The sequence below is a fragment of the Rathayibacter sp. VKM Ac-2857 genome, assembly GCF_013205025.1.
In the GTDB taxonomy this organism is placed as follows: domain Bacteria; phylum Actinomycetota; class Actinomycetes; order Actinomycetales; family Microbacteriaceae; genus Rathayibacter.
This window is the reverse complement of record NZ_JABMLE010000002.1, coordinates 1,330,728-1,352,930: the sequence shown is the minus strand read 5'-3', so window position 1 is coordinate 1,352,930 and position 22,203 is coordinate 1,330,728. Positions and strand designations below refer to the sequence as shown.

The following is a 22,203-nucleotide window of genomic DNA, read 5'->3' as shown; positions in this document are numbered from 1 at the left end:
GGAGGGAGTCGGAGGGGTGGGTGCGTCTAGACCGGGACGGCGGCCAGGTCGACCGGGGCGTCGGTGAGGCGGGAGCGCCCCGCCGCCTCGGCGATCTCGACGGCGTGGATGCCGGAGCGCGGGGTGGACAGGTTGGCGTCCTCGCCGCGGACGACGCGGACGAACTGCGCGATCTCGTTGCGGAAGGCGACCTCGAAGCGGTCGATGAACGTCTCGTAGGGTGCCGCCGGCGCGGCCACGCCGGGCTCGGTCGAGGTGACCGCGGTGCGCGGCTCGAGGCCGACGGAGAACGTGCCGTCGGATCCGAAGACCTCCATCCGGACGTCCTGGCCCGCGCCGTTGCGGCGGCTGCCGCTCACGAGCGCCAGCGCCCCGGACTCGAGGGTGAGGATCGCCGCGGCCGTGTCCGTGTCGCCCAGCTCGCTGTAGAGCGGCTCGTCGAGCACGGAGCCCACGGCGTGCACCCGCACGACCCGCTCCCCGGTCACCCACGGGATCGAGTCGAAGTCGTGGATCAGCATGTCGAGCCACATCCCGCCCGACTTGGGGATGTAGTCGAGGCGCAGCGCGTAGTGGTCGTGGCCGACCGCGTGCACGAGGCGCAGCCGCCCCGCAGCACCGCCCTGCACGCGCTCGCGCAGCGCCTGGTGACCCGGGTCGTACCGGCGCTGGAAGGCGACCATGACCGGCGAGTCGAAGGCGTCGAGCTCGTCCGAGAGCGCCTTGAGGGCGTCGAGGTCGATCGAGAGCGGCTTCTCGACCAGCACGGGCAGGCCGGCGCGGGCCGCCTGCCGCGTGAGCTCCGGGTGGGAGGCGCTCGGCGTCGCGATGACGACTCCGTCGATCCGGCCGGCGAGCTCGTCGACGGTCGCGGTCGAGGTGCCGAGGTCGACCTCGGCGACGGCCGGCGCGTGCTCGCCGGCGAGGTCGGCGGGGGCGCCGGGAGCCAGCGCCGTGCGCAGCGAGGCCGCCGTCGCCTGCAGGCGGGCGCCGTCTCGGCCGATCAGGGTGACCCGGTCGACGTCCGGGTTCTGCGCCAGATTGCGCGCGTGCATGACGCCCGCCAGCCCGAGGCCGAGGACGCCGATGTGCAGTCCGCTCACGCCGCGCCCACCTCCGCGAGCAGCGAGCGGAGGAAGGTGACGCTGGCGCGGGCGTCCTCGAGGGGTCCCTCGCCGGGCGCGGGCGTCTCCTGGACGATCTTGTCCTGCTCGAGGACGAGCCAGCCGTCGTAGCCGCTCTCGACGAGGCTGGTCACGATCGCGCGGACGTCCACGTCGCCCTGGCCGACGGGGGTGTAGAGCCCCTCGATGCAGGCGTCGTAGTAGCTGATCTCGCCGTTCTTCACCTTCTGCATCCACGCGAGGGAGACGTCCTTGAGGTGGGTGTGCGCGATCCGGTCGGCGTGGTCGGCGGCGAAGGCGACGGGATCGGTCCCGCCGATCATCAGGTGACCGGTGTCGAAGCAGAAGGGGATCGTCGAGCCCTCGAGCACCCGGGTCACATCGTCCGCCGTCTCGACGACCGTGCCGACGTGGGGGTGCAGCGCCGCCCGGACGCCCTGGGCGGCGGCCGTCGCGGTGATCCGGTCGAGGTTGCCGAACAGCACGTCCCACTCCGCGTCGGTGAGCGGCTCCCGCGTCACGTCGTAGCCCTCCAGCCCGGTGACCGCGCAGACGACGAGGACGTCGCCGCCCGCCGCGGCGTAGGCGAGGAGCTCGCGCTCGAGGCGGGGGAGCGGGTCGACGTCGGCCCGGTGCATCACGACGGGGACGAAGCTGCCGATCGCCTGCATCCCGTACTCGCGCAGGGTGGCGGCCTTGTCGGCGGGCGCCTCCGGCAGGAAGCCGTCGGCGCCGATCTCGGTGGCGGTGAAGCCGAGCTCGGCCATCTCGGCGAGCACGCGCTCGGGCGGGAGCTGCACGCCCCAGCCGGCGACTTCGCTGACTCCCCAGGAGATGGGGGCGGTGGCGATCTTGACGGTCATGTCGAGGGTCCTTGTCTGAGTGGGACGACGGCCGGGGAGCGGCGGGTCAGCGGGCGAAGGCCGCGGTGGTGCCCGCGACGAGAGGGGTGGCGACCCAGGTGCCGGCGGCGGCGGACGCCTCCGCGGCGTCCAGCACCTGCGCCGAGGCGACCGCGTCGTGGATGTTGGAGGACTCGGCGGAGCCTCCGGTGACCGCGAGGAGGAACTTCTTCGCCTCGATGGTCTTGAGGTCGTCGTAGCCCATCCCGGTGCCGGCGCTGGGCTGGAAGCGCGCGAACTCGGGGAAGTCCTTGTTCGCGAGGACGGTCGTGAAGCCGACGAACGGACCGGTGCGGGTCAGCGCGACGTCGAGCTCGTTCATCCGGGCGAAGTTCCACCGGACGGAGCCCTCGGTGCCGTTGATCTCGATGCTGTAGTCGGAGGAGGAGCCCACCGCGATGCGCGAGGCCTCCAGCGTCCCGAGCGCGCCGGCGCCGACCGCGTCGTCGTGGAAGCGGATCAGCATGTTCGCGTAGTCCTCGTTCTCGACGGGGAGCGGCGCGGTCGAGCCGGATCCCGGCAGGGGCGGGCGCTCGGTGAGGTAGGTGCCCGTCGACGCGGTGACCGACGCGATCGGGCCGAGGACGTGGTGCACGAGGTCCACCAGGTGGCCCATCAGATCGCCGAGGACGCCGCTGCCCGACATCGAGCGGACGAAGCGCCAGGCCAGCGGGTCGGCGGGGTCGGAGGAGAAGCCGCCGAAGAACCGGCCGCGCACGTTCGTGATGCGGCCCAGCGCACCGTCGGCGATCATGCTCTTGATCAGCTCGACGGCGGGGACGTGGCGGTAGTTGAAGCCGATGCAGGTGACCACGCCGGCCTCGTCCGCCGCGGCCTCGACGGCACGGGTCTCGGTGCCGCTGCGGCCGACCGGCTTCTCGATCCAGAACGGCTTGCCGGCCTTCGCGGCGGCGATGCCGACCTCGGCGTGCAGGAAGTTCGGGGCGCAGATCGACACGACGTCGACCTCGGGGTTGGCGAGCACGTCGTGGTAGTCGGCGGTGGTGGTCTCGTAGCCGAGCACGTCCTGGGCGTAGTCGCGGCCGCTCTGGGCGACGTCCGCCGCCTGGACGAGGCGCGGTGCGAGGCCGAGCTCGGGGTAGATCAGCGGCAGCGCGTTGTAGGCGCGGCTGTGCAGGCGTCCCATCCAGCCGACGCTGATGAGGCCGACACCGATGGTGCGGGGAGGGGTGGTCGACATGGAGGGCTCCGATCGGATCCGGGTGCGCGGACGTCCGGCGCGAGAGGGCGGCGCGGGCGGCGGGGGTGGACGGTCGAGCGGCGCCGGCCGTGCCGGGCGCGGGCGGCGGCGCCACTTCGCGCCGAGCCTCGTTCCGTCACGGCGCGGCTCGTTCCGGTCGTTTGGACCGGTCCGAGGCGCTGGACCGGTCCAAACGTAAGGCGCGCCCCCGGTGCTGTCAAGAGCGCTCGCGTCGGCTCGACGCGGATCAGACCGGGGGCCCGGTCGAGGAGCGGATGCGCAGCGACGGCGCGATCAGGTCGTCGAGCTGCTCGGTGTCGCCGGGCCCCGCCTTCGAGAGCAGCTGGGCGGCACGCCGGCCGATCGCCTCGTTCCCGGGATCGATCGTCGTCAGCGAGATCTGGCGGAGGGCGGCGAGGTAGGTGTCGTCGTACCCGGTGACCGAGACGCGCAGGCCGCGCTCGGCGGCGGCGGCGAGGGCGCCGACGGCGGCGAGGTCGTTGACCGCGGTGATCGCCGTCGGCGGCCGGGAGCCGAGGAGGAGGTGCTCCGCCGCCGCGTGCCCGCTGTTCTCGGAGTAGTCGGCGGGGACGACGCGGACGTGCTCGGCGAGGCCGTTGGCCGTCATCGCCTGCTCGTAGGCCCGTGCCCGGGCGACCGCGACCAGCCCGCCCTCCCCGCCGATGTGGGCGATGTCGCGGTGGCCCAGCCCGACGAGATGGTCGACGACGAGGCGCATCCCCGCCGCGTCGTCGCCGCGCACCGTGCGGGCGGTGGGGAGGTGGTCGGCGATGGCGCTCGCGACGACGAGTGCCGACGTCGCCGCGAGCGCGGCGACGGCCGGCATGTCGGGCACGGAGCCGACGATGAGGATGCCGCGAGGGCGGAGGTCGCGGAAGAGCGCCAGGACCCGGTCGTCGAGCACGTGCCGGTCCGGCTCTCCGGGCAGCGTCGCGCTGGTCATCAGGCTCACCTCGCCGATCCGGGCCAGCTCGCGTCGCGTCGCGTCGACGATCTCCGGGAAGACCGGGTTGTGCAGGTCCGCTACCAGGATCCCGACGAAGTTGCCGTCCGTGCCGGCGAGGGAGCGCGCCACGGTGTTCGGGTGGAAGCCGAGCTCCTCGGCGGCGGCCAGCACGCGCTGCCGCCGCTCCGTGCTCACGCTCGCGGGATTCGCGTAGACGAGGGAGACCAGCGACTTCGACACTCCGGCCGTGCGGGCGACGTCGCGGATGGTCGGGCGTCTGAGCGGAGGCGTGGCGTCCATGATCCGCCATCATGCCCGACCTGCGCCGGAGATGGACCGCTCCAGAGTGGGCGGCCCTAGGGTCGGAGCGCCGACGGACGCCGCATTGATTTTCATCGGCTGGACATCTTGTCTGTTGAACAGGAACCGGCTATCGTCCCCATCAGCCCCGGTCGAGCGACCGTGCGTCACAGAATCAACGATGATCCCTCCACCGGCGTCCCCTCTCGGCACGCGATCCACGGGTGGAGTCCTCGTCGGCCCCGGTCGCTCCTCGAACGGAGCACCTCACGGCAAACGAAGGAGATTCTCGTGAAGAAAACCCGTCTGGCAGCAGGACTGGCCGCGCTGGCCCTCGTCCCCGCCCTCGCGCTCGTCGGCTGCTCCAGCGGCGGAGGCCGCGAGGACACGTCGTCGAACGACACCGCTTCCGGCGCGACCGCCGGCACCCCCGAGATCACCATCGCGATGATCACCCACGCCGCCGCGGGCGACACCTTCTGGGACATCGTCCGCCAGGGCGCGGAGGCCGCCGCCGCGAAGGACAACGTCAACCTCGTCTACTCGGGCGATGCCGACGGCGGACGCCAGGCCCAGCTCGTGCAGCAGGCCATCGACCAGAACGTCGACGGGATCGCCGTCACCTTCGCGAAGGCCGACGCGATGCAGGACGTCGTGCAGAAGGCGCTCGACGCGGGCATCCCCGTCGTCGGCTTCAACGGCGGCCAGAACGAGGCGCTGGCGGCGGGAGCGCTGACCTACGTGGGTCAGGACGACAAGCTCGCCGGCGTCGAGGCGGGCAAGGAGCTCGTCGCCGAGGGCTACACGAAGCCCATCTGCATGATCCAGGAGCAGGGCCACGTGGGCCTCGAGGCCCGCTGCGCCGGCATCAAGGAGCAGATCCCCGCGACCGAGATCCTCTACGTGACCGGCACCGACATGACGCAGGTCTCCTCGACGCTGACCGCGAAGCTCCAGGCCGACACCACGGCCGACGTCGTGATGGGGCTCGGTGCCCCGTTCACGCTCGCGGCCGTCGACGTCGTCGCCTCGACCGGCTCGAAGGCGAAGGTCGGCTCGTTCGACATGAACGCCGACCTCGCCCAGGCGATCGTCGACGGCAAGGTCATCTTCACCGTCGACCAGCAGCCCTACCTGCAGGGCTACGAGTCGGTCGACGCCCTCTGGCTCAACCACAACGGCGGCTTCGCCCTCGGTGGCGGCGGCGCCGTGGCGACCGGTCCGACCATCGTCACCCCGGACACCGCGGCGTCCGTCCTCGAGGGTGCCGAGAAGGGCATCCGCTAACCAGGCACGTCGGGACCGGGCGGAGCGATCCGCCCGGTCCCCGAGCGTTAGGACACCCCCATGGCCACCACCACACTCCCCGCCCGCACCCCCGCCCCCGCCCCCGTCCGCATCAAGGACGAGCGCGTCGGTCGACGCGGACTCGTCCCCACCCTCCTGGGCCGCCCCGAGATGGGCGCCGTCGTCGGCGCGATCGTCGTCTTCGGGTTCTTCGCGGTCGTCGCTCCGACCTTCACCCAGGCGAACTCGATCGCCACGATCCTCTACGGCTCCTCCACCATCGGCATCATGGCCGTCGGCGTCTCGCTGCTGATGATCGGCGGCGAGTTCGACCTGTCGACCGGAGTCGCGGTGGTCTCCTCCGCCCTCACCTCCTCGATGTTCTCCTGGTACTTCGCGGTGAACGTCTGGGTCGGCGTGGGCATGGGCCTGGTCTTCTCGCTGCTCGTCGGCTTCGTGAACGGCTGGCTGCTGATCAAGACGCAGCTGCCCTCCTTCATCGTCACCCTCGCGACGTTCCTGATGCTCACCGGTGTCAACCTGGGCGTCACCCGGCTGATCGGCGGCGGCGTCGCGTCGCCGTCGATCTCCGACATCGACGGCTTCGCCTCCGCGAAGGCCGTCTTCGCCTCCGACATCCCGATCTTCGGCATCAACGTGAAGATCACCGTGTTCATCTGGATCGCCCTCGTCCTGGTGGCGACCTTCATCCTGATGCGCACCAAGGTCGGCAACTGGATCTTCGCGGTCGGCGGCGACGAGAACGCCGCCCGCGCCGTCGGCGTCCCCGTCACGGCCACCAAGATCGGGCTCTTCATGGGCGTCGGCTTCTGCGCCTGGATCGCCGGCATGCACAACCTCTTCGCCTTCAACGTGGTGCAGTCCGGCGAGGGCGTCGGCAACGAGTTCCTCTACATCATCGCCGCGGTCATCGGCGGCTGCCTCCTCACCGGCGGCTACGGCTCGGCGGTCGGCGGCGCCATCGGCGCGCTGATCTTCGGCATGGCCAACAAGGGCATCGTCTACGCGCAGTGGAACCCGGACTGGTTCAAGTTCTTCCTCGGCCTGATGCTGCTGCTGGCCACCATCGTCAACCTCATCGTGAAGAAGCGAGCGGAGCAGAAGTAATGGCCAAGAAGACGCACTACGACGACCTCGCCACCGGCGGCATCTCGACGGAGTTCGCGGAGACCGGCATCATCGCCGGACCCCACCTCCTCTCCCTCCGGAAGGCGGGCAAGTCCTACGGCAACATCATCGCCCTCTCCGACGTCGACATGGACGTCGACGCGGGCCGGGTGACCTGCGTGCTCGGCGACAACGGCGCCGGCAAGTCGACGCTGATCAAGATCATCGCCGGTCGCCACGAGCACACCCACGGCGACTTCGAGATCAACGGCGAGTCCGTGACCCTCAAGTCGCCCCGAGAAGCACTCGACCGGGGGATCGCGGCCGTCTACCAGGACCTCGCCGTCGTGCCGCTCATGCCGATCTGGCGCAACTTCTTCCTCGGCTCCGAGCTGACGACGGGCTGGGGTCCGTTCAAGCAGCTCGACGTCGCGAGGATGAAGGAGATCACCAAGAAGGAGCTGCTCGAGATGGGCATCGATCTGCGCGACGTGGATCAGCCGATCGGGCAGCTCTCGGGTGGTGAGCGCCAGTGCGTCGCGATCGCGCGCGCCGTCTACTTCGGAGCGAAGGCGCTCATCCTCGACGAGCCGACCGCCGCCCTCGGCGTCAAGCAGTCCGGTGTCGTCCTGCGCTACATCCTGCGCGCCCGCGATCGGGGGCTCGGCGTGATCTTCATCACCCACAACCCGCACCACGCCTTCCCCGTCGGCGACCGGTTCCTGCTGCTCAAGCGCGGCAAGAGCATCGGCTACTACGAGAAGAAGGACATCACCCTCAACGAGCTCACCGCCCAGATGGCCGGCGGCGCGGAGCTCGAGGAGCTCGCGCACGAGCTGGAGCAGATCGGCGGCGACAGCGACCTCATCGACGAGATCCGCGACGCCGAGGTCGTCGCCCCCCGCGCCGGGTGAGGGCCCGCTCATGACGCACTCCATCGCCGTGATCGCCGGGGACGGGATCGGCACCGAGGTCGTGCCGGCCGCGATGCCGTGCATCGACGCCGCGCTCGCCCGGTACGGGCACGAACTGGACTGGCGACTCCTGCCGTGGGGCTCGGAGCTGTACCTCGAGACCGGGCGGATGATGCCGGCGGACGGCCTCGAGACGCTCGCCGAGCACGACGCCGTCTTCCTCGGGGCGGTGGGCATGCCGGGCATCCCGGACACCGAGACGCTCTGGGGGCTCCTCATCCCCATCCGGCGCGAGTTCCAGCAGTACATCAACCTCCGCCCGGTCCGCGCTCTGCGCGGTGTCGAGAGCCCCGTGCGCGGCGGCGACGACATCGATCTGCTGATCGTCCGGGAGAACACGGAGGGCGAGTACTCCGAGATCGGCGGGCGGATCTTCCGCGGGCAGCCCGAGGAGGCGGCGATCCAGGAGAACGTCTTCACCCGCAAGGGCGTCGCCCGGGCGGCGCGCTACGCCGCAGCGCTGGCGAGCGGGCGCCGGGGGCTGCTCACCTCGGCGACGAAGTCGAACGGCATCCTGCACACGATGCCGTTCTGGGACGAGGTCGTCGCCGAGTCCGCGGCCGAGTTCGGCGAGGTGCGCCTCGAGTCCGTCCTGATCGACGCCCTCGCCGCCGCCCTGGTGCTGCACCCCGGCCGGTTCGACGTCATCGTCGCCTCGAACCTCTTCGGCGACATCCTCTCCGACCTCGCCGGCGCCGTCGCGGGCTCCATCGGCGTCGCTCCGAGCGCGAATCTGAACCCCGAGCGCACCTTCCCGTCGCTGTTCGAGCCGGTGCACGGCTCGGCGCCCGACATCGCCGGCCGCGGCATCGCCAATCCGATCGGCCAGATCTGGTCGGGCGCGATGATGCTCGATCATCTCGGCCACGCCGACGCGGCGGCGGACCTCGTGTCCGCCTTCGAGTCGGTCACCGCCGACGGCGTCCGCACCCCGGATCTGGGCGGGGGAGCGACCACCGCCGAGGTCTCCCGCGCCGTTCTCGAGAGGCTCGTCCCGTGAGCGGGCTGCGCGTCGCCGTCGTCGGTGCGGGCGCGATGGGCGCCGACCACGTGCGGCGGATCACCCGGACGATCTCGAACGCGACCGTCACGGCGATCGTGGAGCCGTTCCGGGACCGGGCGGACGCCGCCGCCGCGCTCGCACCCGGCTCGGTGGTGGTCGCCACGATCCAGGAGGCGATCGACCGCGACCTGATCGACGCCGCCGTCATCGCCACGCCCGGTCCGTTCCACGTGCCGGTGCTGCTCCCCGCCCTCGAGGCCGGTCTCGCGATCCTCTGCGAGAAGCCGCTGACCGAGTCCTCGGAGGAGGCTCTGCAGATCATGGCGGCCGAGCAGCGGCTCGCCCGACCGCACATCCAGGTCGGCTTCATGCGGCGCTTCGACGACGAGTACCGCCAGCTGAAGCGGCTGATCGACTCCGGCTCTCTCGGCGGTCTGCTCGGCACGCATCACCGGCACCGGAACGCCTCCGTCCCCGACAGCTACCGGAACACCATGCTGATCTCCGACTCGGTGGTGCACGAGATCGACATCGTGCACTTCCTGACCGGCGAGAAGATCGTCGGGATCGAGGTGAAGAACCTCAAGCGCAACTCGCTCAACGCGGAGGGCTTCCACGATCCGATCCTCGCGCTGCTCTTCACGGAGTCCGGGATCCTCGCGGACGTCGAGATGAACGTGAACGTCCGCTTCGGCTACCAGGTCATCACGGAGGCGGTGTTCGAGCAGGGGATCGCCGCCATCGGCGCGACGCCGGGCATCGTGCAGCGGCACGCCGGGCGGGTGTCCCAGGCGGAGCCGCCCGGGTTCATCGAGCGGTTCGGCGCCGCGTACGACGCCGAGTTCCAGTCCTGGGTGGACGCGGCGCTCGAGGGCCGCATCGGCGGACCGTCGACCTGGGACGGCTACGTCGCCACCGTGGCGGCCGAGGCGGGCGTGCAGGCGATGCTCACGGGGAGGGCGCAGGAGGCGCACTATGTGGAGAAGCCCGTGTTCTACGGCGCCTGATCCACCCGGCCCCGCGTCCGTCCCCTGAGGCGAGCCTCGGACGCCTAGAAGCCACAGGACGAACAAGTTGTCCGGTGAGCGAGAGGCGGGTACGGTGGAGGAGTCCGGTGCGTGCCACGCACGCCCCGGCACGACGAAGGAGTCCCATGACGAACCCATCCGTCTCGACCGCCGAGGCCGCACTGCCGCCCCTCACCACCGGAGCGCACAGCAGGCGGCTGCGCACCGTCGCTCTCGTCGCCACCCTCGGCGGCCTGCTGTTCGGCTACGACACCGGCGTGATCAACGGAGCGCTCGCTCCGATGAAGGTGGAGCTCGGCCTGACCGCCTTCACCGAGGGCGTCGTGACGAGCTCGCTCCTCTTCGGCGCCGCCTTCGGCGCCCTGACCGGCGGCCGCCTCTCGGACTCGCTCGGTCGGCGGAAGACGATCATCCTGCTCGCGGTCTTCTTCCTCCTCGGCGCCCTCACCTGCGTCTTCACGCCGAACTTCGAGATCATGGTCGTCGGCCGCATCGTCCTCGGTCTCGCTGTCGGAGGCGCGTCCGTCGTGGTGCCCGTCTTCCTCTCCGAACTCGCACCGTTCGAGATCCGGGGAGCCCTCGCCGGGCGCAACGAGCTGATGATCGTCATCGGCCAGCTCGCCGCGTTCGTCGTGAACGCCGTCATCGGCACAGTCTGGGGCGAGCACGAGGGCGTCTGGCGGTACATGCTCGCGGTCGCCGCGCTGCCGGCCCTCGCCCTCCTGCTCGGCATGCTGAGGGTGCCGGAGTCGCCGCGCTGGCTGACGTCGAAGGGGCGCGACGACGAGGCCCTCGCGGTGCTGTCCACCATCCGCACCCCGGAGCGGGCGGCGGCGGAGCTCGCCGAGATCGAGCACCTCACGGCGGAGGAGTCGAGCACGCGGAAGGCGGGGTGGCGGTTCCTCGCCGACAAGTGGATCCTCCGCATCCTGCTGGTCGGCATCGGCCTGGCCGTCGGTCAGCAGCTCACCGGGATCAACTCGATCATGTACTACGGCCAGTCCGTGCTCACCGAGGCCGGCTTCGACCAGAGCGCGGCCCTGATCGCGAACATCGCGCCCGGCGTCATCGCGGTCGTCGGCGGCATCATCGGCCTCGCGCTCATGCAGCGCATCAACCGCCGCACGACACTGCTCCTGGGCTTCGTCCTCACGACGCTCTCGCACTTCGCGATCGGCGTGGCCTCCCTCGCCCTGCCGGTGGGCAGCAGCGCCCGCCCCTACGTGATCCTCCTCCTCGTGGTCGTCTTCGTCGGCTCGATGCAGACGTTCCTCAACATCGCCATCTGGGTGATGCTGTCCGAGATCTTCCCGCTGCGCATCCGGGGCCTCGCCATCGGGATCTCGGTCTTCTGCGGCTGGACGGCGAACGCGCTCCTCGGCCTGTTCTTCCCGTCCGTCGTCGAGGCCGTCGGCATCTCGGGCACCTTCTTCGGCTTCGGTGTCATCGGGATCGGAGCGATCGTCTTCATCGCCACGATGGTGCCCGAGACGAGAGGACGCACCCTCGAGGCGATCGAGGAGGACGTCACGACCGGAGCCATCTACGTCGTCGGACCGAGCAGGCGCTGACGTGGCCCGCGACGACGTCGCGCGGTCCGCGCGCCGGTCTGCCGGCCCTCTTCCCGCGCCGGCGACTTCGATCCGGGCGGGCAGCTCGGCGCACTGGCGCTGCCGGGAGCGCCTGCTCTACCGGGTCCGCGCGGTCCTCGACTCGATCGAGCACAACCTGGAGTACCGGTCGGTGCCCGTCGGCCGTCCCCGGTGGGAGGCGACGGCCCCCGAGCAGTGACGCGTGATGCGCCGCGCGGTGTCGAGCGGACGCGCGTGTGAGTACCGTCAGCGCAGCACGCCCGACACCGCCTCCGCCAGCCGGATCGCCGCCCGCTCCAGCTCCCGGGAGCGCGCCGTGACGTCGTCGGTCATCCCGACGAGGCAGGCCGCCGCCACGACCGCGCCGCTCGCGTCGCGGATCGGCGCCGAGATCGAGACCATGCCGGCGTCGTCGTAGGCCTGCATCGAGAGGACGCCGTCGCGGCGGACGCGCTGCATCCGGCGGAGGAACCGGGCCAGGTCGCGCGGCGTGTGCCGGGCCGGGAACAGCTGCGCCAGCTCGTCCGGCTCGAGGTCCATCAGCATCGTCGGGCCGCCGTCCGAGCCGACGATCGGGTGGGCGCGGCCGAGCCAGGGGATCATCGCGAGGCCGTCGCCGGCCAGCTCGAGTTCTTCCACGAGCGTGAGGCTGCGCATCCCCGCGAGCACGGTCACGAACGCGCAGGCGCGCAGGCTCCGCGCCGCCTCCGCGACCAGCGGCCCGCCGCGCGCAACGATCAGCGGAGCGGCCGCCGCCCGGAACCAGCCGTGCACGACCCAGGCGACGCGGAACTCGCCGTCGCCGCCGCGCTCGACCACGCCCGCCGCGACGCACGCGTCGAGCAGCCGGCCGGTGCGGTCGCGGCGGAGACCGGTCGCCCGCGCGGCACCGGCCGCGGTGTCCGGCCCGTCGGCGAGGTGCTGGAGGAGCGGCAGGACCGCGTGGAGCGCCGAGCCGCCGGCGGGAGGGGCGACTGAGATCGCCGGATCGTCACTGCCCGCCGTGTCGTTCCCCGCGCCCGCCTCCCGCGCCCCGCTCAGCGCCGCCTCGATGCTCCGCCGCGCGACGGCGAGCGCCCGCCGGATCCGCGGCCCGTTCTCGCGCAGCCGGACCGCCGGCAGCCGCACGGCCAGCACCGCCGCGCACTCGCCCGCAGGCGTCAGCAGCGGCGTCGCGATCTCGACGCGCAGCCCCTCGGTCGTCTCCGCGACCGTGTCGTCGCCGAGGCCCAGCGGATCCGCCGCTCGCGCGATCGCGCTCCCCGCGTCGTCGATCCGCTCGCCGACCGCGGCGGGGGAGTGCAGGGTCCACGACGAGAGCACGCTGCCGATCACCCGCATCGCCCCGGGTGCCCCGGCCGCCAGCACGACCGTCTCGCCGGTCTGCTGCGCCGCGAGCGTCAGCGCGAAGCGGAGCGACCGCGCAACCGGCGCCGCGGCCCGCCCCGAGAGCCGCACGGCGACCGCGCCGAGGCGGTAGCTGCCGTAGTCCGCTCCGCGCTCGATCAGCCCAGTCTGCTCCAGCTCCGCGCACAGCCGCGACACCGAGCTGAGCGGCGCGCCGAGCTCGGCCGCGAGCGCGCCGACCCCGAGCGGCGCCGTCGGATCCGGTCGCTCCCCGAGCAGCCGGACGACCCGCAGGCCCGTCGTCGCGCGTCCGCTCACGAGCCGTCCCTCCCGCAGAACCGTCAATCCCGAGGCGCCCGAATCGCCGCCAGCACGCACTGTAACAGCGCCGGAACCCGCCGTTCCTACAGTGATCGCACTCGCCCGGCGGCGGTCACGACGGCCCGCCGAGCGCGACGGCGGCGCGCCGTCACCTGCTCCACGAATGCTTCCCACAGCCCTAGGAGTCCCATGAACCCGACCGTCCCCCGCCCCGCGACCCGCACGGCGCTCCGCTCCACGCCACGCCCCGCCCGCCGGGCCGCCGCCGTCACCGCGGTGCTCGCCTCCGCCGCCCTGCTCGCCGGCTGCTCGGCCGACGCCGCCGCCACGACCGACGCGGAGCCGAGCGCCCTCTTCGAGCAGAGCATCGCCGACCTGGTGCCCGAGGACATCGCGGCCGCAGGCGAGATCCGCATCGCGAGCGGCCCCGGCTACCCGCCGCTGCTCGACCTGGCCGACGACGGCACCACGCTCTCGGGCTCGCAGCCCGAGGAGATGCGCCTGATCGGCGAGGTGCTCGGCCTCGACGTCGTCTTCGAGGACATCAAGTTCGACGCGCTCTTCCCCTCGCTGGCCTCGAAGAAGATCGACGCCGCGGCGGCCGCGCTGGGCGTCACCGCCGAGCGGCTCGAGACCGTCGACTTCGTCAGCGACTTCCTCGGCGGCACCACGCTGCTGGTCGAGGGCGGCAACCCGCTCGACCTCACGATCGACACCCTCTGCGGCCAGTCCGTCGGCGTGCTCAAGGGCTCGACCGAGAACGACATCACGCTGCCGAAGTGGGACGCCGTCTGCACCGAGGCGGGCGAGCCGGCGATCGAGATCTCGACCTTCCCGACCGCGGCCGACGCCGTGCTCGCCCTGAGCTCCGGCCGCGTCGACGCGACGGTCAGCGCCGTCCCCCCGGCCGTCTTCCAGGCCGAGCAGTCCGACGGCGCGCTCGAGGCGCTCGACGTCAACTTCGAGCCGAGCCCCTGGGGCATCGCCTTCCCCGACGGCTCCGAGCTGGCACCCGCCTTCCAGGCCGCCCTCGAGCACCTGATGACGACGGGCGACTACCAGGAGAACCTCGAGCGCTTCGGCGTCGAGGTCGGCGCGGTCGAGCAGGCCGAGCTCTACACCGACCCGGCCCAGATCAGCGGATGACCGCCGTGGAGCAGCGCGCGACGACCACCGCGCCGCCCGAGACCGTGGTCCCCGTCCGGCACTGGGGCCGGCGGGCCGCGACCGTCGTGATCCTCGTGCTGGCGGCGCTGCTCGCCCACTCGGTCGCGACCAACCCCAACTTCGAGTGGGGCAGCGTCTTCGGCTACTTCCTCGACGGGCGGATCCTCCGCGGACTCGGCACCACGCTCCTGCTCACCGTGATCGCGATGGTCGTCGGCATCGTCATCGGCGTCCTGATGGCCGTCGGCCGGCAGTCGCAGACGCTCGTGGTCGCCACGGCGGCGGGCGCGTTCGTCGCGTTCTTCCGCGGCACGCCGCTCCTGGTGCAGCTCATCTTCTGGTTCAACCTCGCCGCGCTCTACCCCGAGCTCAGCCTGGGCATCCCGTTCGGCCCCACCTTCGCCAGCGCCGACACCAACGTGCTGATCAGCCCGTTCCTCGCCGCGATCCTCGGCCTCGGGCTCAACGAGGGCGCCTACATGTCCGAGATCGTCCGCGCGGGCCTGCTCTCGGTCGACCCCGGCCAGGTCGACGCCGCCGAGGCGCTCGGGCTGCGGAGGGCCCAGGTCTTCCGCCGGATCGTCCTGCCGCAGGCGATGCGGGTGATCATCCCGCCCACCGGCAACCAGACGATCTCGATGCTGAAGACGACCTCGCTGGTGAGCGTGATCGCGATCCCCGACATCCTCTTCGCCGCCCAGACCATCTACTCCCGCAACTTCGAGGTGATCCCGCTGCTCATCACCGTCAGCCTCTGGTACCTGCTCGTCACCACCGTCCTCAGCGCAGGCCAGCGGATGATCGAGCGGCGCTTCTCCCGCGGCGACCGGCTCGTCCAGGGCCCGACCCCGCTCGGGGCGCTGCTCGCGAGCGCGAGGCCGCGGCCCGCCGCGCGAGGGGAGGGAGCGCTGTGACCGCGCCCATGGTCCAGGCGACCGGCGTGCACAAGCAGTACGGCGGCAACCTCGTCATCCGCGGCATCGACCTGACCGTCGCGCCGGGCGAGGTGACCTGCCTGCTCGGCCCGTCCGGCTCGGGCAAGAGCACCTTCCTCCGCTGCATCAACCACCTCGAGAAGATCGACGCGGGCACGATCAGCGTCGCCGGCGAGCTGGTCGGCTACCGCCGCCACAACGGCCGCCTGCACGAGCTGCGCGAGGCCGAGATCGCGACGCGGCGCAGCGAGATCGGCATGGTCTTCCAGCAGTTCAACCTCTTCCCGCACCTCACCGTGCTGGAGAACCTGATCGAGGCGCCCGTCCTGGTCCGCCGCGAGAAGGTGCCGGACGCCACGGCCCGGGCCCGCGTGCTGCTCGACCGGGTCGGCCTCGGCGCCAAGGCGGACGCGTACCCGCGCTCGCTCTCCGGCGGTCAGCAGCAGCGGGTCGCCATCGCTCGTGCGCTCGCGATGCGACCCCGCCTGATGCTCTTCGACGAGCCGACCTCCGCGCTCGACCCCGAGCTGGTCGGCGAGGTGCTCGACGTGATGCGCGACCTCGCCGCCGAGGGCATGACGATGATCGTCGTCACCCACGAGATCGGCTTCGCCCGCGAGGTCGCCGACACGGTGACCTTCATGGACGGCGGCGTCGTCGTCGAGTCGGGGCCGCCCGAGCGGATCCTCGCCGACCCGCAGCACGAGCGCACCCGCGCGTTCCTGTCCAAGGTCCTCTGACCCTGTCACCCGGGCCGTCGATCCCGGCGGCCCTCACCGATCCACGGAAGCGAAGCATCAGCATGGAGAAGTTCGACGTCGCCGTCGTCGGGATGGGCGCTCTCGGCAGCGCCGCCGCCTACCACCTGGCCCGCCGCGGTGCCCGGGTCGTCGCGTTCGAGCAGTTCGAGCTCGGCCACGTCCGCGGAGCCTCGCACGACACCTCGCGCATCCTGCGCACCTCCTACGGCGCCCCCGAGTACGTCCGGCTCGCACAGTCGGCCTACCTCGACTGGGCCGACCTCGAGGCGGAGTCGGGCGAATCGCTCGTCACGATCACCGGCGGGCTGGTCTTCTTCCCGGTCGGCAGCCCGTACTCGGCCGAGGCGTTCCGCTCGAGCCTCACCGAGAGCGGAGTGCCGTTCGAGCTGCTGACGCCGGCCGAGGTCAGCGCGCGCTGGCCGCAGTTCTCGCTGCCCGAGGGCACGCAGACCGTCTACACCGCCGACTCCGGCATCGTGCACGCCGCGCGCACGGTCGCCGTGCTGCAGCTGCGGGCCCGGCAGCACGGGGCCGTGATCCGCGACCGCACGCCGGTCGAGGCGCTGCTCCCCGGCGAGGACGGCGTGGTCGTGCGCACTGCGGGCGGCGACGTACTCGCGGGCAAGGTGATCCTCGCCGCCGACGCCTGGACCAACGAGCTGCTCGCGCCGCTGGGCGCCGAGATCCCGCTCGTGACGATGCAGGAGCAGGTCAGCTACTTCGCGCCCGCCGAGCCGAGCGCCTTCGACCGCGAGCGCTTCCCGGTCTGGATCTGGGAGGACGAGCACTGCTTCTACGGCTTCCCGACCTACGGCGAGCCGACGATCAAGGCCGCGCGCGACGTCTCCGACAATCTGATGGCGCCGCGTGAGCGCACCTTCGTGCCCTCGGCCGAGCTGCTGGAGGAGCTGACCGGCTTCGTCGGCGCCGTGATCCCCGCGAGCGGCGAGGTGCTGCGCACCGTCACCTGCCAGTACGCGCTGACGCCGGACCGCCGCTTCGTCCTCGGCCCGCTCGACGAGCACCCCGACATCCTGGTCGGGCTCGGCGCCGGGCACGCCTTCAAGTTCACGCCGACCATCGGCCGCGTGCTCGCCGAGCTGGCCCTCGACGGCGCGACGAGCGAGGACGTGTCGGCCTTCGGAGTGACCCCGCCGGTCGCGGCGCCGCTCCTGGGCTGAGCGCCGGGCGTCCGGCAGGCTGATGAGGACCGACTTCGGAGGAGGACCCCGTGCAGATCCAGAGACTCGGCGAGGATGCGCGCCGCCGTCCGCTCTACGGCGGCTCGGGAGCGCTCGACCTGGAGTACTACTTCCGCTCGACCACGGCGCTGGCCGCCTCGGTCATGCGCTTCCACCTCGAGCCGGGCACCTCCGAGGGCGAGCACGTGCACCTCTCCGGCGATCCGGGCAGCTGCTCGCCGGAGAGCTCCGACGAGCTCTACGTCGTCGTCCTCGGCGAGGTCGTGATGACCGTCGACGGCGAGAGCGCCGTCCTCCGCGCGGGCGACGCCCTCTACGCTCCGGCCGGCAGCCACCACGGAGTCGCCAACGAGTCGTCCGCCCCCGCCGAGCTCCTCCTCGTCTTCGGCCCGCCGACCCGCCCGAGGAGCTGACGCGCTCGTCCCCACCTCGCTGGTCGAGCAGCCGCGCAGCGGCGTGCCCATGCTGGTCGAGCAGCCGCGCAGCGGCGTATCGAGACCCGCCGTCGCCAGCACGTCGGGCCTGCAGACCCACCTCCTGACCCCGGTGGATCTCGATGCGCCCGCTCCGCGGCCTACTCGATCACCATGAACCGCCCGCCGTCAGATCATGCTTGTCGAGTAACCGCGCAGCGGCGTATCGAGACCCCGCCCGCCTGCCCCGAGAAGCTCCCCGCCCTCGAACGCCCCCCATCCGTGCCCCCGCCCCCCGCGCCCCGCCGCGGCCTGCCATCCTGACCTCGCACGCCCCCGACCCCGTGCGAGGAGGCGCCGATGTCCGACGACGGGATGGCCGAGTCCGGCTACCGGCAGACCCTCACCCGCGGCATCGGCCGCTTCGGCAGCTTCGCCGCGGGAGTCAGCTACATCTCGATCCTGACCGGCACGTTCCAGCTCTTCTCCTTCGGCTACGCGAACGGCGGCCCCGCCTACTGGTGGTCCTGGCCGATGGTGTTCGCCGGGCAGCTGGCGGTGGCGCTCTGCTTCGCCGAGCTCGCCGCGTGCTACCCGGTCGCCGGCTCCGTCTACAACTGGAGCAAGCGCCTGGCCGGCCCGACGGTGAGCTGGCTCGCCGGCTGGATCATGACGCTCGCCTCCGTCGTCTCGCTCGCCGCCGTCGTGCTCGCCTACCAGACGACGCTCCCGCAGATCTGGCGCGGCTTCCAGCTCGTCGGCGACGGCACCGGCACGAGCACCGGCGTCAGCGCGGTGCTCTGGGGCGCGATCCTGGTGGCGTTCACCACCGGCGTCAACGCGGTCGGCGTGCGGCTGATGGCCCGCATCAACAGCGTCGGCGTGCTGATCGAGCTGGTCGCCGCCGTCCTGCTCGTCGTCGTCCTCGCGGCCAACGCGGTGAACCCGCCGAGCGTCGTCCTCGAGACGGCAGGCCGCGGCGAGGGCGTCCCCGGCGGCTACCTCGGCGCGTTCCTCATCGCCGCGATCGCCTCCGCCTACGTCATGTACGGCTTCGACACCGCGGGCTCGCTCGGCGAGGAGACCGTCGATCCGCGGCGCACCGCCCCCGCCGCCATCCTCCGCGCGATCACCGCCTCGTTCGTGCTGGGCGGCCTGATCATCCTCTTCGGACTCCTCGCCGCCCCCGATCTCGCCGACCCGGCGCTCGGCTCCCCGTCCGGCGGACTGCAGCTCGTGGTCCTCCAGGTGCTCGGCGGCCCGCTCGGCTCGGTGTTCCTCGGCTGCATCGTCGTCGCGATCACTGTCTGCGCGCTCGCCGTGCACACCGCCGGCATCCGCCTGGTCTTCGCGATGGCCCGCGACAACGCCCTGCCCGGCAGCGCCCTGCTCGCCCGTGTCGACCCGCGCCGCCGCACCCCGGTCGCCCCCGCCGTCCTGATCGGCGTGCTCGCCGTGCTGATCCTCGTCGTCAACATCGGCACCCCTGAGATCTTCACCGCCGTGACGAGCGTGGCCGTCATCCTGATCTACCTCGCCTACCTGCTGGTCACCGTCCCCCTGCTGCTGCGCCGCCTCCGCGGCCGCTGGCCCACCGCCGACGCGCCGTCCGGCTACTTCTCGCTCGGCCGCCTCGGCGTGCCGGTGAACATCGTCGCCGTGCTCTGGGGCGCCGCGATGGCCGTGAACCTCGCCTGGCCCCGCGTCGAGGTCTACGGCGACGGCCCCCTCCGCTGGATCGCCCTCATCGTCGTCGGCGCGGTCGTCACCGTCGGCCTCGCCTGGTTCCGCCTCCGCGGCCGCCACCGCCTCGGCGTCCTCCCGGAGCACGCCGCGCCGCTCCCGGAGCCGCTCGACCGCTGACCCGCCCGCCGCGCCCGCGCTCCTGCTCCATCCGTCACTCCGGGTCGTCCGACCCGTCACCAACGGCTCCCTCCCCGCCGCCGAGGGAGCCGTTCCCACCGGATCGCCGCCCCTCTCTGCCCGCGGGAGCCCCGTACCCACTGAGTCGCCCGAGAAGTCCCGTTCTCCGGCCTTGGAACGGACCTTCTCCTTGGAAGAGACACCCGCGAACATGCTGGTCGAGTAGCCGGAAGCGGCGTATCGAGACCCTCCCACTCCAAGCACATCGGTCTCTTCCCCGCCCTGCGCTGGCGCCGAAGGCGCCCCCTCCGCTCGGGCGACTCAGCGTTCGGGTTCGCCGCGCGTCGAGTGCGGCCAGCGGAGCCTCGCCGCTCAGCCCGCTTCTCGCGCGCTGACCCGCCGGAGAAGGTCCGTTCTCCGGCCCGAGTACGAGTCTTCTCGGGCGACTCAGTGCAACGGGGTGGGTGCCGCCGCCGGAGCCTCGCCACTCAGCCCGCCTTTCGCGCGCTGAGTCGCCCGAGAAGGTCCGTTCTCCCGCCCAAGAACGAGCCTTTTCGGGCGACTCAGCGCCGAGGGCTCCTCGCTCACCGCATCGGGGCCGTCGATCGTGCGCGCGGGCTCCCGTTCGACGGTGCGCCAGGATGGACGGCGGGCGATCGCCCGTCGAGGGGAGGGAGCGCGCCGTGCCGGACCGCCAAGCGCTCTCGACCGGCGCGCTGCTGACGCACGCGGTGCTCATCCAGGCCGTCGCCTTCCTGCTGCGGCCGGCCGCCGTCTACCAGGCGATCCAGCTCGACGTGCCGGCCTGGGCGCTCGGCGCGCTCGGCGCCTCGTTCGCGGTGGTGCCGCTGCTGATCGCGTTGCCCGTCGGCGGCCTCGTCGATCGGGTCGGCGCGCGCTTCGTGATGGCCTGCGGCTCGCTGCTGACGATCGCCGCCGCCGGCCTGCTGCTGCTCGCGGGCGGCGGCCTCGTCGGCCTGCTCTGCGGCACCGCCCTGCTCGGCGCCGGCCACCTCGGCTGCGTCGTCGGCCAGCAGGCCGTGGTCGCCGGGGGAGCGGCCGGCACCCGCCTCGACAGCCGCTTCGGCTACTACACGTTCGCCGCCTCGCTCGGACAGGCGATCGGCCCGGCCTTCATCCCCGTCTTCGCCGGCAGCGCCGTGCGCCCCGATCCCGCGCCGCTGTTCCTCGTCGGAGGAGCGCTCGCCGTCCTCCTCCTCGCCGTCACCACCGCGATCGCCCGGCCGGCACCCCGCGCCGCCGCCGCAGCGCCGTCCGAGGGCTCGACGCTCGGCCTGCTGCGCATTCCCGGCCTCGCCCGCGCCCTGCTGACCAGCGCGACCGTCGTCGCCGCCGTCGACCTGACCGTCGTCTACCTGCCCGCCCTCGGCGCCGAGCGCGGCCTGCCCGCGGGCGTCGTCGGCGCCCTGCTGACCGTCCGCGCCCTCGCCTCGATGGCCTCCCGCCTCCTGCTCGGCGCGACCACCTCCCGCTTCGGCCGCACCCGCGTGATGGTCGCCGGCATCGTCGTCTCCGCCGTCTGTCTGATCCTCACCGCCCTGCCCGCGCCCACGGCACTGCTCTTCGTCGCCGTCGCCCTGCTGGGCCTCGGCCTCGGCATCGGCCAGCCGATCACCATGTCCTGGCTGATCGAGCGCACCCCCGCCGACCGCCACGGCCGCGCCCTCTCCCTCCGCCTCGCCGGCAACCGCATGGGCCTGATCGCCTTGCCCACGCTCCTCGGCACGATCGCCGCCGCGGCCGGCGCCGGCGGCGTCCTCATCGGCACCGGCGTCGCCGTCGGCTCCACCCTCGTCCTCCTCCGCGGCGTCCGCCTCGACTGACCCGCGCCGCCGAACTACCGCAGATAGATCAGAACCACGCTGTTACGATATCCGCCTCAATGATGTCAGGTGCTGTTTCGTCGGAGAATAGAACTCTCCATGGGCCAGCATCGTTCTTTATCACGTCATTGAGGGCATGTGCCATCCCTGATCCGTCCTGAGTGACGCAGGACCACGAAGACCGGTTCCCTGAGACTTCACTTGTAGCATTGCCCTCGCTTGAGAGACATCGCCACGTTGTTCTGTCATCTCGAGGATCAGCGACTTGAAGGGCCCATGGTGTACCGCTGGCGTCTTCGGTTTGACTTGGATCTCTGGTCACTGGCGTATCGAGCTCGATGAGAACCCCTGACATCGTCCACGGGTCGGAGAGGCAGAACACTGATAGACCCTCATCGCGCGCTAAGCACGGATCCGCTAATTGACTGTCGAAGGCGCATCTATAGGCGTTCTGCCCAACTAGCCGCATGCTCTCCGCTCCACAACTTCCGGAAGCCGTCTCGGAGATCTCGTAACCAGTGCGAAGCGCCCCATTGTAGTCGACCACGTTCAGCTGCCGTACTTCAGTGGAGGTGATCGTCCGGCCGATAAGCTGTTCCTTTACCCATGTGTAGAAATCACCTATGGCAGGACCAAGAAAAGCGCCCAGTCCGAAAATTACTGCGGCACCGGCGCCGGCTAGAAGCTTCTTCATGATGCTCAGGGGCTTTTGCTTCTCTGCGGCAACCTCCTTTTCCTCTTCATTCATAAAAGGCAACCTCGCTCCGTCGTGAGGAGAGGAGTATGGCGGTTTATTCAAGGTGTTGCAACAACGACGCGCAGCGTTTGAGCCGCGTCTGCGGCG

At 71.8% G+C, this 22,203-nt stretch carries 20 protein-coding genes; 14 read left to right on the top strand and 6 right to left on the bottom strand.

What is annotated here, in order from left to right; translation table 11 throughout:
* Positions 1–26: 26 nt before the first annotated feature.
* The 4 genes from HQQ86_RS13310 to HQQ86_RS13295 form a co-directional block, all read right to left on the bottom strand.
* Positions 27–1,103, bottom strand: coding sequence for a Gfo/Idh/MocA family oxidoreductase (locus HQQ86_RS13310; RefSeq protein WP_173288669.1), 1,077 nt, complete (start codon positions 1,101–1,103; stop codon positions 27–29).
* On the bottom strand, positions 1,100–1,987 hold the full coding sequence (locus HQQ86_RS13305; RefSeq protein ID WP_173288668.1) for a sugar phosphate isomerase/epimerase: 888 nt from the start codon (positions 1,985–1,987) through the stop codon (positions 1,100–1,102). The genes HQQ86_RS13310 and HQQ86_RS13305 overlap by 4 nt, the downstream gene beginning before the upstream one ends.
* Positions 1,988–2,033: 46 nt before the next feature.
* Positions 2,034–3,227 carry a Gfo/Idh/MocA family protein gene (locus HQQ86_RS13300; protein WP_173288667.1) on the bottom strand — a complete coding sequence of 398 codons (1,194 nt, stop codon included), beginning with the start codon at positions 3,225–3,227 and terminating at the stop codon, positions 2,034–2,036.
* A gap of 247 nt (positions 3,228–3,474) precedes the next feature.
* The gene (locus tag HQQ86_RS13295; protein ID WP_173288666.1) at positions 3,475–4,494 is read right to left on the bottom strand and encodes a LacI family DNA-binding transcriptional regulator; all 1,020 of its coding nucleotides are present in this window, start codon (positions 4,492–4,494) and stop codon (positions 3,475–3,477) included.
* Positions 4,495–4,785: 291 nt separating this feature from the next.
* Between HQQ86_RS13295 and HQQ86_RS13290 the strand changes: the two genes are divergently transcribed.
* From HQQ86_RS13290 to HQQ86_RS13260, 7 genes are all read left to right on the top strand, one after another.
* Positions 4,786–5,781: a substrate-binding domain-containing protein gene (locus HQQ86_RS13290; protein WP_173288665.1), complete on the top strand. Its 996-nt coding sequence runs from the start codon at positions 4,786–4,788 to the stop codon at positions 5,779–5,781.
* Between the two features lie 60 nt (positions 5,782–5,841).
* Positions 5,842–6,909, top strand: coding sequence for an ABC transporter permease (locus HQQ86_RS13285; RefSeq protein ID WP_173288664.1), 1,068 nt, complete (start codon positions 5,842–5,844; stop codon positions 6,907–6,909).
* Positions 6,909–7,823 carry an ATP-binding cassette domain-containing protein gene (locus HQQ86_RS13280; protein ID WP_173288663.1) on the top strand — a complete coding sequence of 305 codons (915 nt, stop codon included), beginning with the start codon at positions 6,909–6,911 and terminating at the stop codon, positions 7,821–7,823. The genes HQQ86_RS13285 and HQQ86_RS13280 overlap by 1 nt, the downstream gene beginning before the upstream one ends.
* Before the next feature lie 10 nt (positions 7,824–7,833).
* The gene (locus HQQ86_RS13275) at positions 7,834–8,883 is read left to right on the top strand and encodes a tartrate dehydrogenase (RefSeq protein WP_173288662.1); all 1,050 of its coding nucleotides are present in this window, start codon (positions 7,834–7,836) and stop codon (positions 8,881–8,883) included.
* Complete coding sequence (locus HQQ86_RS13270) at positions 8,880–9,893, top strand: Gfo/Idh/MocA family protein (RefSeq protein ID WP_367948648.1); 1,014 nt, start codon at positions 8,880–8,882, stop codon at positions 9,891–9,893. The genes HQQ86_RS13275 and HQQ86_RS13270 overlap by 4 nt, the downstream gene beginning before the upstream one ends.
* Positions 9,894–10,039: 146 nt before the next feature.
* On the top strand, positions 10,040–11,485 hold the full coding sequence (locus HQQ86_RS13265; protein WP_173288661.1) for a sugar porter family MFS transporter: 1,446 nt from the start codon (positions 10,040–10,042) through the stop codon (positions 11,483–11,485).
* A 1-nt stretch (position 11,486) separates the two neighbouring features.
* A complete protein-coding gene (locus HQQ86_RS13260; RefSeq protein WP_173288660.1) occupies positions 11,487–11,705 on the top strand; it encodes a hypothetical protein in 219 nt (72 codons plus the stop codon).
* A gap of 47 nt (positions 11,706–11,752) precedes the next feature.
* Here the strand turns inward: HQQ86_RS13260 and HQQ86_RS13255 are convergent, their stop codons facing one another.
* Positions 11,753–13,171: a helix-turn-helix domain-containing protein gene (locus HQQ86_RS13255; protein WP_173288659.1), complete on the bottom strand. Its 1,419-nt coding sequence runs from the start codon at positions 13,169–13,171 to the stop codon at positions 11,753–11,755.
* Between the two features lie 192 nt (positions 13,172–13,363).
* Between HQQ86_RS13255 and HQQ86_RS13250 the strand changes: the two genes are divergently transcribed.
* The 7 genes from HQQ86_RS13250 (at position 13,364) to HQQ86_RS13220 (ending at position 21,359) form a co-directional block, all read left to right on the top strand.
* On the top strand, positions 13,364–14,320 hold the full coding sequence (locus tag HQQ86_RS13250) for an ABC transporter substrate-binding protein (RefSeq protein WP_173288658.1): 957 nt from the start codon (positions 13,364–13,366) through the stop codon (positions 14,318–14,320).
* A complete protein-coding gene (locus tag HQQ86_RS13245) occupies positions 14,317–15,255 on the top strand; it encodes an amino acid ABC transporter permease (RefSeq protein ID WP_173288657.1) in 939 nt (312 codons plus the stop codon). The genes HQQ86_RS13250 and HQQ86_RS13245 overlap by 4 nt, the downstream gene beginning before the upstream one ends.
* Positions 15,252–16,016 (top strand): amino acid ABC transporter ATP-binding protein, encoded by a 765-nt coding sequence (locus HQQ86_RS13240; RefSeq protein WP_367948647.1) that lies wholly within the window; start codon positions 15,252–15,254, stop codon positions 16,014–16,016. The genes HQQ86_RS13245 and HQQ86_RS13240 overlap by 4 nt, the downstream gene beginning before the upstream one ends.
* 62 nt (positions 16,017–16,078) lie before the next feature.
* Positions 16,079–17,218: an N-methyl-L-tryptophan oxidase gene (solA, locus tag HQQ86_RS13235; RefSeq protein WP_173288656.1), complete on the top strand. Its 1,140-nt coding sequence runs from the start codon at positions 16,079–16,081 to the stop codon at positions 17,216–17,218.
* Between the two features lie 50 nt (positions 17,219–17,268).
* Positions 17,269–17,652, top strand: a complete 384-nt coding sequence (locus tag HQQ86_RS13230) for a cupin domain-containing protein (RefSeq protein ID WP_173288655.1) — start codon at positions 17,269–17,271, stop codon at positions 17,650–17,652.
* Between the two features lie 360 nt (positions 17,653–18,012).
* Positions 18,013–19,515, top strand: coding sequence for an APC family permease (locus tag HQQ86_RS13225; RefSeq protein WP_173288654.1), 1,503 nt, complete (start codon positions 18,013–18,015; stop codon positions 19,513–19,515).
* A gap of 683 nt (positions 19,516–20,198) precedes the next feature.
* Positions 20,199–21,359: an MFS transporter gene (locus tag HQQ86_RS13220; protein WP_367948646.1), complete on the top strand. Its 1,161-nt coding sequence runs from the start codon at positions 20,199–20,201 to the stop codon at positions 21,357–21,359.
* Positions 21,360–21,387: 28 nt separating this feature from the next.
* Here the strand turns inward: HQQ86_RS13220 and HQQ86_RS13215 are convergent, their stop codons facing one another.
* The gene (locus tag HQQ86_RS13215) at positions 21,388–22,107 is read right to left on the bottom strand and encodes a hypothetical protein (protein WP_173288652.1); all 720 of its coding nucleotides are present in this window, start codon (positions 22,105–22,107) and stop codon (positions 21,388–21,390) included.
* Between the last annotated feature and the right edge of the window lie 96 nt (positions 22,108–22,203).

Excerpts from the sequence above, each read along its gene's own strand:
- HQQ86_RS13305 (WP_173288668.1), bottom strand. The coding sequence starts at position 1,987 with ATGACCGTCAAGATCGCCACCGCCCCCATCTCCTGGGGAGTCAGCGAA.
- HQQ86_RS13300 (WP_173288667.1), bottom strand. The coding sequence starts at position 3,227 with ATGTCGACCACCCCTCCCCGCACCATCGGTGTCGGCCTCATCAGCGTC.
- HQQ86_RS13295 (WP_173288666.1), bottom strand. The coding sequence starts at position 4,494 with ATGGACGCCACGCCTCCGCTCAGACGCCCGACCATCCGCGACGTCGCC.
- HQQ86_RS13285 (WP_173288664.1), top strand. The coding sequence starts at position 5,842 with ATGGCCACCACCACACTCCCCGCCCGCACCCCCGCCCCCGCCCCCGTC.
- HQQ86_RS13280 (WP_173288663.1), top strand. The coding sequence starts at position 6,909 with ATGGCCAAGAAGACGCACTACGACGACCTCGCCACCGGCGGCATCTCG.
- HQQ86_RS13275 (WP_173288662.1), top strand. The coding sequence starts at position 7,834 with ATGACGCACTCCATCGCCGTGATCGCCGGGGACGGGATCGGCACCGAG.
- HQQ86_RS13265 (WP_173288661.1), top strand. The coding sequence starts at position 10,040 with ATGACGAACCCATCCGTCTCGACCGCCGAGGCCGCACTGCCGCCCCTC.
- HQQ86_RS13250 (WP_173288658.1), top strand. The coding sequence starts at position 13,364 with ATGAACCCGACCGTCCCCCGCCCCGCGACCCGCACGGCGCTCCGCTCC.
- HQQ86_RS13245 (WP_173288657.1), top strand. The coding sequence starts at position 14,317 with ATGACCGCCGTGGAGCAGCGCGCGACGACCACCGCGCCGCCCGAGACC.
- solA (WP_173288656.1), top strand. The coding sequence starts at position 16,079 with ATGGAGAAGTTCGACGTCGCCGTCGTCGGGATGGGCGCTCTCGGCAGC.
- HQQ86_RS13225 (WP_173288654.1), top strand. The coding sequence starts at position 18,013 with ATGTCCGACGACGGGATGGCCGAGTCCGGCTACCGGCAGACCCTCACC.
- HQQ86_RS13215 (WP_173288652.1), bottom strand. The coding sequence starts at position 22,107 with ATGAATGAAGAGGAAAAGGAGGTTGCCGCAGAGAAGCAAAAGCCCCTG.